Source organism: Cronobacter sp. HA18003 (genome assembly GCF_011605905.1).
GTDB classification, from domain to species: domain Bacteria; phylum Pseudomonadota; class Gammaproteobacteria; order Enterobacterales; family Enterobacteriaceae; genus Cronobacter; species Cronobacter sakazakii.
Genome location: NZ_JAANQO010000023.1, coordinates 349,327 through 363,906 on the forward strand (window position 1 = coordinate 349,327; position 14,580 = coordinate 363,906).

Below are 14,580 nucleotides of genomic sequence, written 5' to 3' on the forward strand. Positions count from 1 at the left end.
CCGCCGCTTCGGAGATACCCTCATGCACAGGTTCAAATTTCCTTCCGCTTACACCATTTTATTTGTGCTGATCGCGCTGGTCGCCGCGCTTACCTGGGTCGTGCCTGCCGGGAAATACCAGATGGCGATGAACGAGACGCTTGGCAAAGAGGTGCCGGTCGCGGGCACGTACGCGCCCGTCGAGGCGCATCCGCAGGGCATTACCGCCATTCTGCTGGCCCCGGTGGATGGCCTTTACAACCACGTGACCTATACCGCAGGTGCCATCGACGTGGCGCTGTTTGTGCTGATCATCGGCGGCTTTCTGGGCGTGGTGAACAAAACCGGCGCGATTGACGCCGGTATCGAACGCGTCACCGAGCGGCTGCACGGCAAAGAAGAGTGGATGATCCCGATACTGATGGCGCTGTTCGCCGCGGGCGGCACCATCTACGGTATGGCGGAAGAGTCGCTGCCGTTTTATACGCTGCTGGTGCCGGTGATGATGGCCGCGCGCTTCGACCCGCTGGTCGCCGCCGCCACGGTGCTGCTCGGCGCGGGCATCGGCACGCTCGGCTCCACCATTAACCCCTTCGCGACGGTGATTGCCGCCAACGCCGCCGGGATTCCGTTCACCAGCGGTATCTGGCTGCGCGTGGCGCTGCTGGTGATTGGCTGGGTTATCTGCGTGCTGTGGGTGATGCGTTACGCCCGCCGCGTGCGTCAGGATCCGTCGCGTTCTGTGGTGGCGGACCAGTGGGAAGCTAACCGCGCGCACTTTCTCGGCAGCCGCTCCGGCGAGATGCTCCCCTTCACCGCCACGCGCAAAATCATTCTGGTTATCTTCGCCGCCTCGTTTGCGGTAATGATTTACGGCGTGGCAGTGCGCGGCTGGTGGATGGGCGAGATTTCCGGCGTGTTCCTGGCCGCCGCCATTATCACCGGCGTGGTGGCGCGCATGAGCGAAGAGGCGTTCACCAGCACGTTCATCGACGGCGCGCGGGATCTGCTCGGCGTGGCGCTGATCATCGGTATCGCGCGCGGCATTGTGGTGGTGATGGATAACGGCATGATCACCCACACCATTCTGCACAGCGCGGAAAACCTGGTTTCGGGGCTTTCCACCACGGTGTTTATTAACGTGACGTACTGGATTGAAGTGATGCTCTCGTTTCTGGTGCCGTCGTCCTCCGGCCTTGCCGTACTGACCATGCCGATTATGGCGCCGCTCGCCGATTTCGCCCACGTGGGCCGCGACCTGGTCGTCACCGCCTATCAGTCCGCCTCCGGCATCGTGAATCTTATTACGCCCACCTCGGCGGTGGTAATGGGCGGGCTCGCTATCGCCCGTGTGCCTTACGTTCGTTATCTGAAATGGGTCGCGCCGCTCATACTGATTCTGACGGTGCTGAACATGGCCGCGCTCAGCCTCGGCGCGCTGTTTTAGCCATACATGGCGTTGCGGCGCTGTCAATCAGGGGCATCGCGCCGCATGAAACGCCTCCCATTTCTGGAAAAGCCCGCGCCTCGCCAGGTGATTGTGGTTTCCCTGGACGCGGGCCGGGAAAACAATATCGTTTTTCTTCAACTTTCATCAACGCAGGAGTGACGGTCCATGAAGGATTACGGTGATTATTCCGGGAAAGAGCAGGAGCAAATGGCGGTGTGCCAGCGGCTTATCAGCAATAAAACCTACTGCTCTCAGGAGGAGATCCGGCGCGATATGCAGCGCCAGGGGTTTGACAATATCAGCCAGTCCTCCGTCTCACGCCTGCTGAAACTGCTGGGCGTGATTAAAATCCGCAACGCCAAAGGACAAAAAATTTATTCCTTAAATCCGCTGTTACAGCCCGCGCCGGACGCCGCGCGCTCTATCTCGGAAATGGTGGTGAGCGTTGAACATAACAGCGAATTTATCCTTGTCCATACGGTGGCCGGATATGGCCGCGCGGTGGCGAAAGTGCTGGATTATCACGCCCTGCCGGAGATCTTAGGCGTGGTGGCGGGCAGCAGTATCGTCTGGATAGCGCCGCGCGATGTGAAGCGCACCGCGCTGGTACACAAGCGCATTAATTACTTACTTTTAATGCATTAATATTCACAGCAATCGATTCCCGCGGCTAAAGTGTGCATTTGCTGCTTGTCAGCTAACCGCACATGCGTATAATGCCGGACAATTTGCCGGAGGAAGCATGGTCCAGTGTGTTCGACAGTTTGTCTTACCGCGTCGTCAGAAAGCTGACGGCCAGGCCGTTGCTCTTTCCGTTCCAGAATTGCTGTTAAAAGCCCCTCAATGAGGGGCTTTTTTTTGTCCAGCGTTTGTCCGCCGGCCTGAAGAGGAGACAAAAATGGCTAATCCGCTTTATCAAAAACATATTATTTCCATCAACGATCTCAGCCGCGCCGAGTTAGAGCTGGTGCTGGAGACGGCGGCGAAGCTGAAAGCGAACCCGCAGCCGGAGCTGCTGAAGCACAAAGTGATCGCCAGCTGCTTTTTTGAAGCCTCGACCCGCACCCGCCTGTCGTTTGAAACCTCCATGCACCGCCTCGGCGCGGCGGTGGTCGGCTTCTCCGACAGCAGCAACACCTCGCTTGGCAAAAAAGGCGAAACGCTGGCGGATACCATTTCGGTTATCAGCACCTATGTGGACGCCATTGTGATGCGCCACCCGCAGGAAGGCGCGGCGCGTCTGGCGACTGAGTTTTCCGGCGGCGTGCCGGTGCTGAACGCAGGCGACGGCGCCAACCAGCACCCGACGCAAACGCTGCTGGATCTCTTTACCATCCAGGAGACTCAGGGGCGTCTTGAGAACCTCACCATCGCAATGGTCGGCGACCTGAAATATGGCCGCACGGTGCACTCACTGGCGCAGGCGCTGGCGAAATTCAACGGCAACCGCTTCTGCTTTATCGCCCCGGATGCGCTGGCGATGCCGCAGTACATCCTCGATATGCTTGATGAAAAAGGCATTCCGTGGAGCCTGCACAGCGCCATTGAAGACGTGGTGCAGGAGGTGGACATTCTCTATATGACCCGCGTGCAGAAAGAGCGTCTCGACCCGTCGGAATACGCCAACGTGAAGGCCCAGTTTGTGCTGCGCGCCGCCGATTTGCAGGGCGCGCGCGCGAATATGAAAGTGCTGCACCCGCTGCCGCGCATTGATGAGATCACAACCGATGTGGATAAAACGCCGCACGCCTGGTATTTCCAGCAGGCGGGCAACGGCATTTTCGCCCGTCAGGCGCTGCTGGCGCTGGTACTGAATCGCGATTTAGCGCTGTAAGGAGAAGCCCATGACCCATGATAATAAACTTCAGGTAGAAGCCATCCGTCGCGGTACGGTGATTGACCATATTCCGGCGCAGGTCGGCTTCAAACTGCTTTCCCTGTTTAAGCTTACCGAAACGGATCAGCGTATTACCATCGGCCTGAATCTGCCTTCCGGCGAAATGGGCCGCAAAGATTTGATCAAAATTGAAAACACCTTCCTGACCGACGAGCAGGTGAACCAGCTCGCGCTGTATGCGCCGCAGGCGACGGTGAACCGCATCGACGATTATGAAGTGGTAGGCAAAAGCAAACCAAGCCTGCCGGATCGCATCGAAAACGTGCTGGTCTGCCCGAACGGTAACTGCATCAGCCGTATCGAGCCGGTTTCCTCCAGCTTTGCCGTGAAAACGCGCGGCGACGCGGTGCAGCTCAAGTGCAAATATTGCGAGAAAGAGTTCGCCCGTCACGTCGTGCTGGCGGATTAATTGTGGCTGGCAATGGCCTTACGGCTCCCTATAATGAGCGGGAGCCTTACCGCTGTTAACTTCAGGAGAAATTATGTCCCGCACTATCGCCACGGAAAATGCCCCTGCCGCTATCGGCCCTTACGTTCAGGCCGTCGATCTGGGCAACATGGTTATCACCTCCGGTCAGATCCCGGTCGACCCGAAATCCGGCAGCGTGCCGGACGACATCGCCGCCCAGGCGCGTCAGTCGCTGGATAACGTGAAAGCGATTATCGAAGCCGCTGGCCTGAAAGTCGGTGATATCGTGAAAACCACGGTATTCGTCAAAGATCTGAACGATTTCGCAACCGTTAACGCCACTTACGAAGCGTTTTTCACCGAACACAACGCGACCTTCCCGGCACGCTCCTGCGTGGAAGTGGCGCGTCTGCCGAAAGATGTGAAAATCGAAATCGAAGCGATCGCCGTTCGTCGCTAATCGCGTCTGACGTAAAAGAAAAAGCACCGCGAGCGGTGCTTTTTTTATGGGCTCAGCGCGCCGTTTTCTTCGCTTTCAGTGGGCCCTGGCGCGAAACGTTCACTGGCGTGTGTTTGGTCAGCGCGGGCTGCGTGTTGCGGTAGTGACGCTTCGCCGCGCGCATCTCTTCAATCGTCGGCGCAGGCACTAAGCAATCGCGGCGCGAACCAATCAGATGCTTTTTGCCCATCGCCTCCAGCGCCTCGCGAATAACTGGCCAGTTGGCCGGATCGTGATAGCGCAGCAGCGCCTTATGCAGGCGGCGCTGGCGATCGCCTCTCGGCACCACCACATCTTCACTTTTGTAGCCGATTTTCCCGAGCGGGTTTTTGCCGGTGTAATACATCGTGGTTGAACTGGCGAGCGGCGACGGATAGAAGTTCTGCACCTGATCGAGCCGGAAACGGTGGCGCTTGAGCCACAGCGCCAGATTCACCATGTCTTCATCACGCGTGCCGGGATGCGCGGAGATAAAATAAGGGATCAAATACTGCTCTTTGCCCGCCTGCTTTGAATAGGTGTCGAACAGTGCTTTAAAGCGGTCATAGCTGCCCATGCCCGGCTTCATCATTTTTGACAGCGGCCCCTCTTCGGTATGCTCCGGGGCAATTTTCAGATAACCGCCAACGTGGTGCGTCGCCAGCTCTTTGATATAGCGCGGATCTTCCACCGCCAGATCGTAGCGCACCCCGGAGGCGATCAGGATCTTCCTGATGCCTTTGAGATCGCGCGCACGCCGGTAGAGGTTGATCGTCGGCGTATGATCGGTATCCATATGCGGGCAGATCTCCGGGTAAACGCACGACAGGCGGCGGCAGGTCTGCTCGGCGCGCGGCGACGTGCAGCGCAGCATATACATATTGGCCGTCGGCCCGCCGAGATCGGAGATAATGCCGGTAAAACCGGGCACTGAATCACGGATCGCTTCTATCTCATTAATGATCGACTCTTCCGAACGGCTCTGGATAATGCGCCCTTCATGCTCGGTAATAGAGCAGAACGAACAGCCGCCAAAGCAGCCGCGCATAATGTTCACCGAAAAGCGGATCATCTCATAAGCGGGAATGCGTTTTGTGCCGTAAGCCGGGTGCGGCACGCGCTGGTACGGCAGCGCAAAGACGCTGTCCATCTCTTCGGTAGAAAGCGGGATCGCAGGCGGATTGATCCAGATATAACGATCGCCATGCTTTTGCATCAGCGCGCGGGCGCAGCCGGGGTTGGTTTCGTGATGCAGAATGCGCGAGGCGTGCGCGTACAGCACTTTGTCGCCCTTCACTTTTTCATACGACGGCAGCAGCACGTAGGTTTTCTCCCACGGCTTCGGGCGCGGCGGCTGAACGGTAACGGCTTTCGCCGCCGGTTTTTCCGGTTTGTTGCCGTCAGCACACGGCAGATCGTCGCCATACGGATGCGGGATAGGATCGATGCGCCCCGGCGTGTCGAGACGCGTGGAATCCACACCCGCCCAGCCTGGCAGCGCCTCTTTCACCATAATCGCGGTGTTACGCACATCGCGGATCGACGTAATGGGCTCACCCATCGCCAGACGGTGCGCCACTTCCACCAGCGGACGCTCGCCGTTGCCGAAAATCAGCATGTCGGCTTTGGCATCCACCAGTACCGAGCGGCGCACGGTATCAGACCAGTAATCGTAATGCGCAGTGCGGCGCAGGCTCGCCTCAATACCGCCCAGAACCACCGGCACGTCGCGCCAGGCTTCTTTGCAGCGCTGGGTATAGACCAGGGTTGCGCGATCCGGGCGTTTCCCGGCTTCGTTATCCGGCGTGTAGGCGTCGTCATGGCGTAGTTTGCGATCCGCCGTGTAGCGGTTGATCATCGAATCCATGTTCCCGGCCGTGACGCCGAAAAACAGGTTCGGTCTGCCAAGCCGCATAAAGTCGTCTTTGGTCGTCCAGTCCGGTTGCGCGATGATCCCGACGCGAAAACCCTGCGCCTCCAGCATGCGGCCACAAATCGCCATGCCGAAGCTCGGGTGATCGACGTAGGCGTCGCCGGTAACGAGAATAATGTCGCAGCTGTCCCAGCCGAGCTGGTCCATCTCCTCGCGCGACATCGGTAAAAAGGGCGCAGGCCCAAAACAGGCGGCCCAGTACTGGGGCCAGGAGAACAGATCGCGATCCGGCTGGATCAGGCTCAGGGAACTCATAGTGCTTCCGGAAAAAGGCAAAAGAATCGACAAAGGGCGGCGATTATACGTCCGGAAACAACAAAAAAAGAAGGGTTATTCTGCGGAAAAAAGCGTCACCGCCCTTTCCCGCACACGCCATGATTACTTGCTGTGCCAGTACGCCGCGGCGCGCATCAGCTGGGGATCCACACGCCCTTCAAACGGCTCGCTTAAGCGCTTAACGACTTTGCCTTCGCCGGTTATCCAGAGGTAGTAATCGTCCTCGGGCACCGTCAGCGCCGCCAGTTTCGCTTCCACCGCCTGCGCGTCGTGGCCGATGACCCACTGGATGTTAAATTCGCCGAGGTGCGCCAGATACCCTTTTAGCGCTTCATCCGCCACCGTCACGATAGCCTCTACCTGCACCGGTTTCGCCTGCGTGCGGAGCGCCTCAAGGCGGCGGCGCAGCGCGGGCATCCCGGATTCATCGCACACATAGAGCTGCCAGGCGTAATCTTCCGGCACCACTAACGAGCCGCGCGGCCCGCCAATGCAGAGCGTGTCGCCGGGTTTAGCCGCCACCGCCCAGTCGCTCGCCACGCCAGCCTCATGCACGTAAAAATCGATGGTTAACTGCTGGCTCGCCTCGTCAAACAGCGGCGTGTAGTCACGCGACGGCGGGCGCACGTCGCCTGCCCAGACGATGCCCTCATCGGTCACTTCAGGCGGCACGAACGGCGCGCCGTCCTGCGGGAAAAACACTTTGATATGGTCGTCGAAGCCGCGCGAGGTAAAGCCCGCCAGCGCGTCGCCGCCAAACACGATGCGCTGAAAGCCGCTGACGCGCTCGCTTTTAAGCACGGTAATTTCACGAAAACGCAGTTCGTTGCGCACGCGCTGCGGGAATTGAGTTGTCTGATTCATCATCAACCTGCCAACGTAAACGGTAAATTCGATATATCTAAATTGTCGTAAATGATAATGATTGCCAACAACAGAAATGGCAAGCACTTTTTAGATAGCCTGAGCAAAAACCGCACTACACGCAAAAGGTATATTTTTATTATTTATTAAACATGCACTTAAGTTTAATGGCGTTTTAATAACGACATTTTTAAGTAAAAAAGATATAGTTAAGATATATCGTTTTAAACCGGAGATTACCCATGCGCTCAGACGACCGCCACCCTTCATCCCCACGCCGAGAGGGCCGACACGGGCCGGACGGCCATCGCCGCCCGCGCTTTTTCGGCAACGGCGAACTGCGCCTGGTGATGCTGGATATCCTGTGCGCCGGCGAGAGCCACGGTTATGAACTTATCAAAGCCATCGAAACGCTGACCGCAGGCCACTACGCGCCGAGCCCCGGCGTGGTCTACCCGACGCTCGACGCGCTGGAGGCGCAGGGGTTTGTGGTGTTGCACGATGAAGAAAATGGCCGGAAGAAAATCGCGATTACCGACGCGGGCCGCGCGTGGCTTGGGGAGAACCGCGAGGCGCTGGATCATATTCAGGCGCGGATGCGGGCGCGCGCCATCGGGCATAAGCTGCGTAAAGATCCGCAGATGAAACGGGCGCTTGATAACATGAAAGCGGTGCTGGATTTGAAAGTGAATCAGGCGGAAATCAGCCCGGAGACGTTAAAACAGATTATCGGGATTATTGACCGCGCGGCGCTGGAAATTTCCCAGCTCGACTAGCAATAACGGCGGTGGCAGGCCACCGCCGCGGTTTATCAGGCGCTGAGACGGAACACTTTAATCATCTCTTTTAAGTTATGCGCCTGGTCATTGAGCGACGAGGCCGCCGCGACCGATTCCTCCACCAGCGCGGAGTTCTGCTGCGTGGTGGTGTCAATCATGCCAATGGCGCTGTTGATCTGCGAAATGCCGTCGGTCTGTTCACGGCTGGCCTGCGCGATTTCCCGCAGGATCGTGTCCATCTCTCCGACGTTCGCCACCATGCCATTCAGCAGGCCGCTCGCTTTTTCCACCAGTTCCATACCTTCACGGGTCTGGCCTGTGGAGTCCTCGATAAGCGCGCGGATCTCGCTTGCCGATGACGCGCTCTTTTGCGCCAGCTGGCGCACTTCGCCCGCCACGACCGCGAAACCACGGCCATGTTCGCCCGCACGTGCTGCTTCCACAGCGGCGTTCAGCGCCAGGATGTTGGTCTGGAACGCGATGGAGTCGATCAGGTTGATGATGTCTGACATACGATCCGACGTGCCGCGAATGACGCGCATTTTGTCCGTCACCTGCTGCATCATTTCGCCGTTGCGTTTCACCACATCGGCAGCCTCGGATGACAGTTTCGTCGCCTCGCTGGTGTTATCCGCGGTGTTTTTCACGGTCGAGGTGATCTGCTCCATCGAGGCGGCAGTCTGCTCAACGGAACTTGCCTGCTCTTCGGTGCGCGCGGCCAGATCCTGGTTACCCGCGACAATCTGCGACGCCGCGCTGGAGATGCTTTCGGCGCTGTACTGCACCTCCTGCACAATGGCCTGCAAACGCTGCTTCATATCCATCAGCGCATTCAGCAACACGCCGGTTTCATCGCGTGACTGCACGTCCACCGAACGGGTGAGATCGCCCTCGGCAATCGCGCCGGCAAAGCGCACCGCCTGATCGAGCGGGCGCGTAATGGCACGCACGATAAGCCAGCCCATCAGAGAACCCAGCACCACGCATAACAGCGTCAGGCCAATCGTCAGCGCACGGTTGCTACTGAAATCCTTCGCCACCGTCACGCCTGCCTCGCGCATATGATTATCCTGAATTTTAATCAGCGCCTGCACCCGCGATTTGTACTCGTTCTGGAGCGCCACCGTGGTGGACATCATCTCCTCCAGCGCCGCATTACGATCGTTGCGTTTTACCGCATCGAGAATGCGAAACCGCGACGCCAGGTACTGCTTACGCACCTCGGCTATCTGCGCCAGCGCCTGACGCGAAGCGTCATCGGTCAGCGTTTTATTGAGATCGGCCAGCAGCGCGCCAATACGCCCGCTAATGGCGCTGAGCTGCGCTTCTGACTGCTGCGTCCAGCGCTGGTTTTCGTCCATCAGCATTAATTGCTGCGTACTGACGAAGCTCTGGAAATTTTCAATAAGCTGATTGGCTTTTACGGTCGTGGGATAATCCTCAGCGATAACCTGCTGAATATTATTATTGGCCTGGCTCAGACTACCGAGTGATAAACCGGCGCTGATAAGTAATAAAACAATAAAAAAAGCAAAAGCGAAAATAAGCTTTGTGCGGATTTTAATATCGCGGATGGACATATTCACTCCGTTGAACGGGTTATTTTGCGCTGACGAAACGGAAATCGCAGCGATGGATAACGTGATCCGCCGAACCTGCGGGGATCGACAAAGGTCGTTATCGTCCGGCCGTTTTGTAACTTTATGAGTTTGATCGTTTTTCTCTTTTAGAAACCATTAAAACAATAGTCATTGGCTATTAATAAGCGGCGATTGATCGGCCAAATGTGCGCCAGATCACTTAATCGCGCAATTAATTACAACGAAGCGGAAACGTTTTTATGTGTGGGTTCAGGAAGATGGGAAAAACAATTTAAAATGAAGGGTTTATATTAAATACATTTATTTAATTTATTTTTAACATTAACCCAACAATATAACACACCGTAAAAAGGGCACAAATTGACAAATTTTACAGCGTCATCCAGCAAGAAAAAGGCGGCATTGCGCCGCCTTTAACCAAAATTAATGCAGTACCGTGACGGCATCCTGCAGGCGTCCAGCGCGGTGTTTCACCATCGACGAAACCTGCGCGCTCTCTTCCACCAGCGCCGCGTTCTTGCGAGTGATGGCGTCCAGTTCGGCTACCGCACGGGTGAGATCGGAAAGCCCGTCGGCCTGCTCGGTGGTGGCCTGGCTTATCTGCCCCAGCAGACGCGTCACGTTTTCCACCTGGTTGACGATATCCTGCATGGTGCGCCCTGCTTCATGCACCTGCACCGTACCGGACGCCACTTTACTGGCGCTGGCGTCAATCAGCTTGCGGATATCGTTGGCCGCGTTCGCGCTGCGGTTCGCCAGATGACGCACTTCGCCCGCCACGACGGCAAAACCTTTGCCCTGCTCGCCCGCCCGCGCGGCTTCCACGGCGGCGTTAAGCGCCAGGATGTTAGTCTGAAAGGCGATATCGTTAATCAGCGCCGTGATGGAGCCGATACGCTGCGTGCTGTCGGCGATTTCGTCCATCGTATTGACCACGGTTTCCATCGTCTGACCGCCGAGACGCGCCGCGTCGCTCGCCTCGCTGGAGAGTTTATCGGCCGCCGCCGCGGTGGCGGAGTTGTTCTGCACCGACGCCGCCATTTGATTCATGGTGGTGACGGTTTGCTGCACATTCACCACTGTCTGGCGGGTACGTTCGTTAAGATCGTCATTGCCGCGCGCCAGCGTCTCGCTGCCGCTGCGCACGCTGCTGACCTGCCCTGAGACATCATTCATCAGCCAGCGGCACATCAGCCCCAGTTGGCCGACCGCGCGCAGCGTCACGCCGACCTCATCAACGCGGTTAATATGCGTAATACTTTGCGATTCGCCGGTCGCGATGCGCAGCGCCTGGCGCGCCACATTTTCAACCGGGCGCACAATCTGCCACTCCAGCGCCGCGCCGCCGAGAAGCAACATCACCGCCGCCGCGAGCGCCGGAATCAGCATTGGTGCGCCCGTACAGGCCATCACTGCCATCCAGGCCACAAACAGCGCCGCCATCACACCGCGCAGACGCCAGCGCAATGGAACCGCCGGGAGTTTGCCCCACCAGGCGTTGCGCAGCACCAGCCCTTTAAACAGACGGCGCGGTTTACGCCCTTCACGCAGCGCTTTATAAAGCGGCTCTACCGCCGCAATCTCTTCCGCGCTGGCTCGGGTACGAATCGACATAAAACCGGTTATTTTTCCGCCGCGCACCATTGGTGCCACATTGGCGCGTACCCAGTAGTGATCGCCGTTTTTACAGCGGTTTTTAACGATGCCGGTCCAGGGCTCGCCCTGCTTCAGCGTGTACCACATATCGGCGAAAGCCGCTTTGGGCATATCGGGGTGACGCACCAGATTGTGCGGGCTGCCGGTCAGTTCCTCTGAGGTATATCCGCTTACCTCGATAAAAGCGTCGTTGGCATGGGTGATATAGCTTTGCAGATCGGTGGTAGACATAAGCGTAGTGTCGTTAGCAAGCGTAACTTCACGCTGCGTCACGAACGGCGGAGAAGACATAACGGCGTCCTTAGGCAGGTTATCCAATTGTTAATCTTTTTTCTGCCTTGTTATGTCGGCGATATATAAATTATCTTTAGCTGTTAAATACGATTCAGCTCGCAAATTAAACATTTCGCGGTCATTTTTTTATGCACGCCGCCGATAATTTATATCCGCGATTATTTACCATGGTGAATAATACACCTGGGTTATTTCAGCGTTTCCCGCATCAGCCCGTCGAGCGTCAGAATACAGCGGTTACGTCCATTATTTTTCCCGAAATACATGGCATCGTCCGCACGACCAATTGCCTCATGCAATGTTTCATCCGGTCGTACGCATGTCAGGCCGCCTGTAACCGTCACCGTTAGCGTCTCGCCATTGAGCCTCAGCGGACGCCGACCAGGAGAGCCGCAGAACCGTAACCCCGCCTCACGCGCGGCTTGCGACGTATGTGCGTCAAGCAGCACGATGAACTCTTCCCCGCCAAAGCGATACACCCGCTCGCCGCCGCGCGCTTCGGTCTTTAACCGCTGCGCCACCTCGCGCAGCACGTCATCGCCCGCGTTATGCCCATACGTATCATTGACCTTTTTAAAGCGGTCAATATCAATTATCAGCAGCCATAGCGTCTGTTCGCGCGCATGGGCGTGCAGGAAAGCGAAATCTTCATACATTAACTGGCGCAGCGGCAACCCGGTAAGCGTGTCATGACGGTTGCGTAGTGAGATCAGCTGCTGGCGATAGTCATCAACGCTTGCCACGAACTGCTGCTGTGCGTCGTGGTAAGCATAGAGTTCATCAGAATCCACCCGTTTACTGGCAATCGACTGAATTAACGTGCGCGCATAGTCATGCATCGTTTTATGCGTTTCGCTAATATTCCCAATAAAGCGAGCGTAGCGGGAAGGAATATTATCGCACGAGACAACCCAATGGTGAAAACGGCAATAAAGATGAGACTGCGGATGTATAAAGGTGTTATCAGGTTCACTGCCTAATAATACGAGTTCTAAAAATTTGCCGCTCCACTCATAGTGTAATTTAACGGCGTGGTTTAATTCTTTTAACGATAAATCTATCTGTTGCAAATCCATGCTAACCTCATAAAACAATAACCGCCCTGGCTATCAGGAATACGCGCAAGAATAAAGAGGCGCGTGAAAAATAACCTGGCGGCAAATCAGTAAATCGCGTAATAACGCCGGTAAAATATATTTTTTGTGAATTATATACAGAAACACATTCGATGAAATAACTGCTCGCAGATGCGCCGCCGCCGCGCACCCCCGCCCTGTTATGGTGCAACACGTCGTCAGGCCCGCCCCGACGCTTTGCGCGGCGGTAGCATTTAGCGCCGCTATGCCTTTTTAAGAATGATTTCGTGCCGCCACCCCCGCGGCTTCACAGCGGTTTATCCCGATTTTCATGCCCTTCACCGATGTGGCGTAAAGGCTGCAATACTTAACATCGGTATCATGTGATACGCGATCCAAAGGGGCACATTTTGAACAGGTTACCTAACAGCGCCTCGGCTCTTGCCTGTACCGCGCACGCACTGAATCTCATCGAAAAGCGCACGCTGACGCATGAGGAGATGAAAGCACTTAACCGGGAGGTCCACGACTACTTCGAACAGCATGTCAATCCAGGGTTCTTAGAGTATCGAAAATCAGTCACCGCTGGCGGGGATTACGGAGCCGTAGAGTGGCAGGCGGGAGGTCTTAATACGCTTGTCGACACCCAGGGACAGGAGTTCCTTGATTGCCTGGGTGGGTTTGGCATTTTTAACGTGGGGCACCGTAATCCAGTTGTTGTATCCGCCGTAGAAAATCAGCTCGCGAAACAGCCTCTGCACAGCCAGGAGCTGCTCGACCCGCTAAGAGCGATGCTCGCCAAAACCCTCGCCGCGCTGACGCCCGGCAAACTCAAATACAGCTTCTTTTGTAACAGCGGAACGGAATCGGTCGAGGCGGCGATTAAGCTCGCCAAAGCGTACCAGTCGCCGCGCGGCAAATTCACCTTTGTGGCCGCGAGCGGCGCTTTCCACGGTAAATCGCTCGGCGCACTCTCCGCCACTGCCAAAGCGGCGTTTCGCAAACCGTTTATGCCGCTGCTGCCGGGCTTTCGTCATGTGCCGTTCGGCAATATCGACGCGCTGCGCGAGCTGCTTGGCGAGTGCAAGAAAACCGGCGATGACGTGGCGGCGGTGATCCTGGAGCCGATTCAGGGCGAGGGCGGCGTTATTCTGCCGCCGTCGGGGTATCTGCCGGCGGTGCGCAAGCTGTGCGATGAGTACGGCGCGCTGCTTATCTTCGACGAAGTGCAGACCGGCATGGGCCGCACCGGCAAGATGTTTGCCTGTGAGCATGAAAACGTGCAGCCGGATATTCTCTGTCTTGCCAAAGCGCTTGGCGGCGGCGTCATGCCGATTGGCGCGACGGTGGCGACGGAAGAGGTGTTCTCGGTGCTGTTCGACAACCCGTTCCTGCATACCACCACGTTTGGCGGCAACCCGCTCGCCTGCGCGGCGGCGCTCGCCACTATTCATGTCCTGCTGGAAGAAAACCTGCCCGCCCAGGCGGAGCAGAAAGGCGACATGTTGCTGGACGGCTTCCGTCAACTGGCGCGTGAATACCCGCATCTGGTGCAGGAGGCGCGCGGACGCGGGATGTTAATGGCTATTGAGTTTGTCGATAACGAAACTGGCTACCGCTTCGCAAGCGAGATGTTCCGCCAGCGTGTGCTGGTGGCGGGCACGCTCAACAACGCCAAAACGATCCGCATTGAGCCGCCGCTGACGCTGACCATTGAGCAGTGCGAGCAGGTACTCACTGCCGCGCGTAGGGCGCTTGAGACGCTCAGCACCGCCCAGAGCACAACGGCGGTCGCCACCGAAAGCTAACCCTCAGGCAGCGCGTCTTCGTTCTCATCCGACGAAGGCGCGTCGCCTTTTCCCCCGCGTCTGAAATTTGATTGCCATCA

12 protein-coding genes are annotated in these 14,580 nt (G+C 57.1%); 7 read left to right on the plus strand and 5 right to left on the minus strand.

The window, feature by feature from the left end:
* Positions 1-22: 22 nt before the first annotated feature.
* From G6041_RS15615 to ridA, 5 genes are all read left to right on the plus strand, one after another.
* On the plus strand, positions 23-1,426 hold the full coding sequence (locus tag G6041_RS15615; RefSeq protein WP_012125905.1) for a YfcC family protein: 1,404 nt from the start codon (positions 23-25) through the stop codon (positions 1,424-1,426).
* A gap of 168 nt (positions 1,427-1,594) precedes the next feature.
* Positions 1,595-2,074, plus strand: a complete 480-nt coding sequence (locus G6041_RS15620) for an arginine repressor (protein ID WP_007798529.1) — start codon at positions 1,595-1,597, stop codon at positions 2,072-2,074.
* A gap of 253 nt (positions 2,075-2,327) precedes the next feature.
* Positions 2,328-3,263, plus strand: a complete 936-nt coding sequence (gene pyrB, locus G6041_RS15625; RefSeq protein ID WP_012125907.1) for an aspartate carbamoyltransferase — start codon at positions 2,328-2,330, stop codon at positions 3,261-3,263.
* A 10-nt stretch (positions 3,264-3,273) separates the two neighbouring features.
* Positions 3,274-3,735: an aspartate carbamoyltransferase regulatory subunit gene (gene pyrI, locus G6041_RS15630; RefSeq protein ID WP_007891315.1), complete on the plus strand. Its 462-nt coding sequence runs from the start codon at positions 3,274-3,276 to the stop codon at positions 3,733-3,735.
* A gap of 73 nt (positions 3,736-3,808) precedes the next feature.
* Positions 3,809-4,195: a 2-iminobutanoate/2-iminopropanoate deaminase gene (gene ridA, locus G6041_RS15635; RefSeq protein ID WP_004388683.1), complete on the plus strand. Its 387-nt coding sequence runs from the start codon at positions 3,809-3,811 to the stop codon at positions 4,193-4,195.
* 52 nt (positions 4,196-4,247) lie between these two features.
* Here ridA and G6041_RS15640 read toward each other — a convergent pair whose 3' ends face one another.
* Together G6041_RS15640 and G6041_RS15645 are read right to left on the minus strand one after the other, a co-directional pair.
* Positions 4,248-6,401, minus strand: a complete 2,154-nt coding sequence (locus tag G6041_RS15640; RefSeq protein ID WP_012125908.1) for a YgiQ family radical SAM protein — start codon at positions 6,399-6,401, stop codon at positions 4,248-4,250.
* Positions 6,402-6,524: 123 nt separating this feature from the next.
* Positions 6,525-7,289 carry a siderophore-interacting protein gene (locus G6041_RS15645; protein WP_012125909.1) on the minus strand — a complete coding sequence of 255 codons (765 nt, stop codon included), beginning with the start codon at positions 7,287-7,289 and terminating at the stop codon, positions 6,525-6,527.
* A 239-nt stretch (positions 7,290-7,528) separates the two neighbouring features.
* Here G6041_RS15645 and G6041_RS15650 point away from each other — a divergent pair, with 239 nt between their 5' ends.
* Positions 7,529-8,062 carry a PadR family transcriptional regulator gene (locus tag G6041_RS15650; RefSeq protein ID WP_032988952.1) on the plus strand — a complete coding sequence of 178 codons (534 nt, stop codon included), beginning with the start codon at positions 7,529-7,531 and terminating at the stop codon, positions 8,060-8,062.
* Between the two features lie 35 nt (positions 8,063-8,097).
* Here G6041_RS15650 and G6041_RS15655 read toward each other — a convergent pair whose 3' ends face one another.
* From G6041_RS15655 to G6041_RS15665, 3 genes are all read right to left on the minus strand, one after another.
* A complete protein-coding gene (locus tag G6041_RS15655) occupies positions 8,098-9,645 on the minus strand; it encodes a methyl-accepting chemotaxis protein (RefSeq protein WP_004385795.1) in 1,548 nt (515 codons plus the stop codon).
* Between the two features lie 444 nt (positions 9,646-10,089).
* Positions 10,090-11,613 (minus strand): methyl-accepting chemotaxis protein, encoded by a 1,524-nt coding sequence (locus G6041_RS15660; protein WP_004385797.1) that lies wholly within the window; start codon positions 11,611-11,613, stop codon positions 10,090-10,092.
* A 191-nt stretch (positions 11,614-11,804) separates the two neighbouring features.
* Positions 11,805-12,692 (minus strand): diguanylate cyclase, encoded by an 888-nt coding sequence (locus tag G6041_RS15665; protein WP_032988953.1) that lies wholly within the window; start codon positions 12,690-12,692, stop codon positions 11,805-11,807.
* A gap of 410 nt (positions 12,693-13,102) precedes the next feature.
* Here G6041_RS15665 and ygjG point away from each other — a divergent pair, with 410 nt between their 5' ends.
* The gene (gene ygjG / locus G6041_RS15670; RefSeq protein WP_032988954.1) at positions 13,103-14,500 is read left to right on the plus strand and encodes a putrescine aminotransferase; all 1,398 of its coding nucleotides are present in this window, start codon (positions 13,103-13,105) and stop codon (positions 14,498-14,500) included.
* The last annotated feature ends 80 nt before the right edge of the window (positions 14,501-14,580 follow it).

What these genes read in the sequence shown, in the direction of transcription:
- G6041_RS15615 (WP_012125905.1), top strand. Translation starts at nt 23, where the DNA reads ATGCACAGGTTCAAATTTCCTTCCGCTTACACCATTTTATTTGTGCTG.
- G6041_RS15620 (WP_007798529.1), top strand. Translation starts at nt 1,595, where the DNA reads ATGAAGGATTACGGTGATTATTCCGGGAAAGAGCAGGAGCAAATGGCG.
- pyrB (WP_012125907.1), top strand. Translation starts at nt 2,328, where the DNA reads ATGGCTAATCCGCTTTATCAAAAACATATTATTTCCATCAACGATCTC.
- pyrI (WP_007891315.1), top strand. Translation starts at nt 3,274, where the DNA reads ATGACCCATGATAATAAACTTCAGGTAGAAGCCATCCGTCGCGGTACG.
- ridA (WP_004388683.1), top strand. Translation starts at nt 3,809, where the DNA reads ATGTCCCGCACTATCGCCACGGAAAATGCCCCTGCCGCTATCGGCCCT.
- G6041_RS15640 (WP_012125908.1), bottom strand. Translation starts at nt 6,401, where the DNA reads ATGAGTTCCCTGAGCCTGATCCAGCCGGATCGCGATCTGTTCTCCTGG.
- G6041_RS15645 (WP_012125909.1), bottom strand. Translation starts at nt 7,289, where the DNA reads ATGATGAATCAGACAACTCAATTCCCGCAGCGCGTGCGCAACGAACTG.
- G6041_RS15650 (WP_032988952.1), top strand. Translation starts at nt 7,529, where the DNA reads ATGCGCTCAGACGACCGCCACCCTTCATCCCCACGCCGAGAGGGCCGA.
- G6041_RS15655 (WP_004385795.1), bottom strand. Translation starts at nt 9,645, where the DNA reads ATGTCCATCCGCGATATTAAAATCCGCACAAAGCTTATTTTCGCTTTT.
- G6041_RS15660 (WP_004385797.1), bottom strand. Translation starts at nt 11,613, where the DNA reads ATGTCTTCTCCGCCGTTCGTGACGCAGCGTGAAGTTACGCTTGCTAAC.
- G6041_RS15665 (WP_032988953.1), bottom strand. Translation starts at nt 12,692, where the DNA reads ATGGATTTGCAACAGATAGATTTATCGTTAAAAGAATTAAACCACGCC.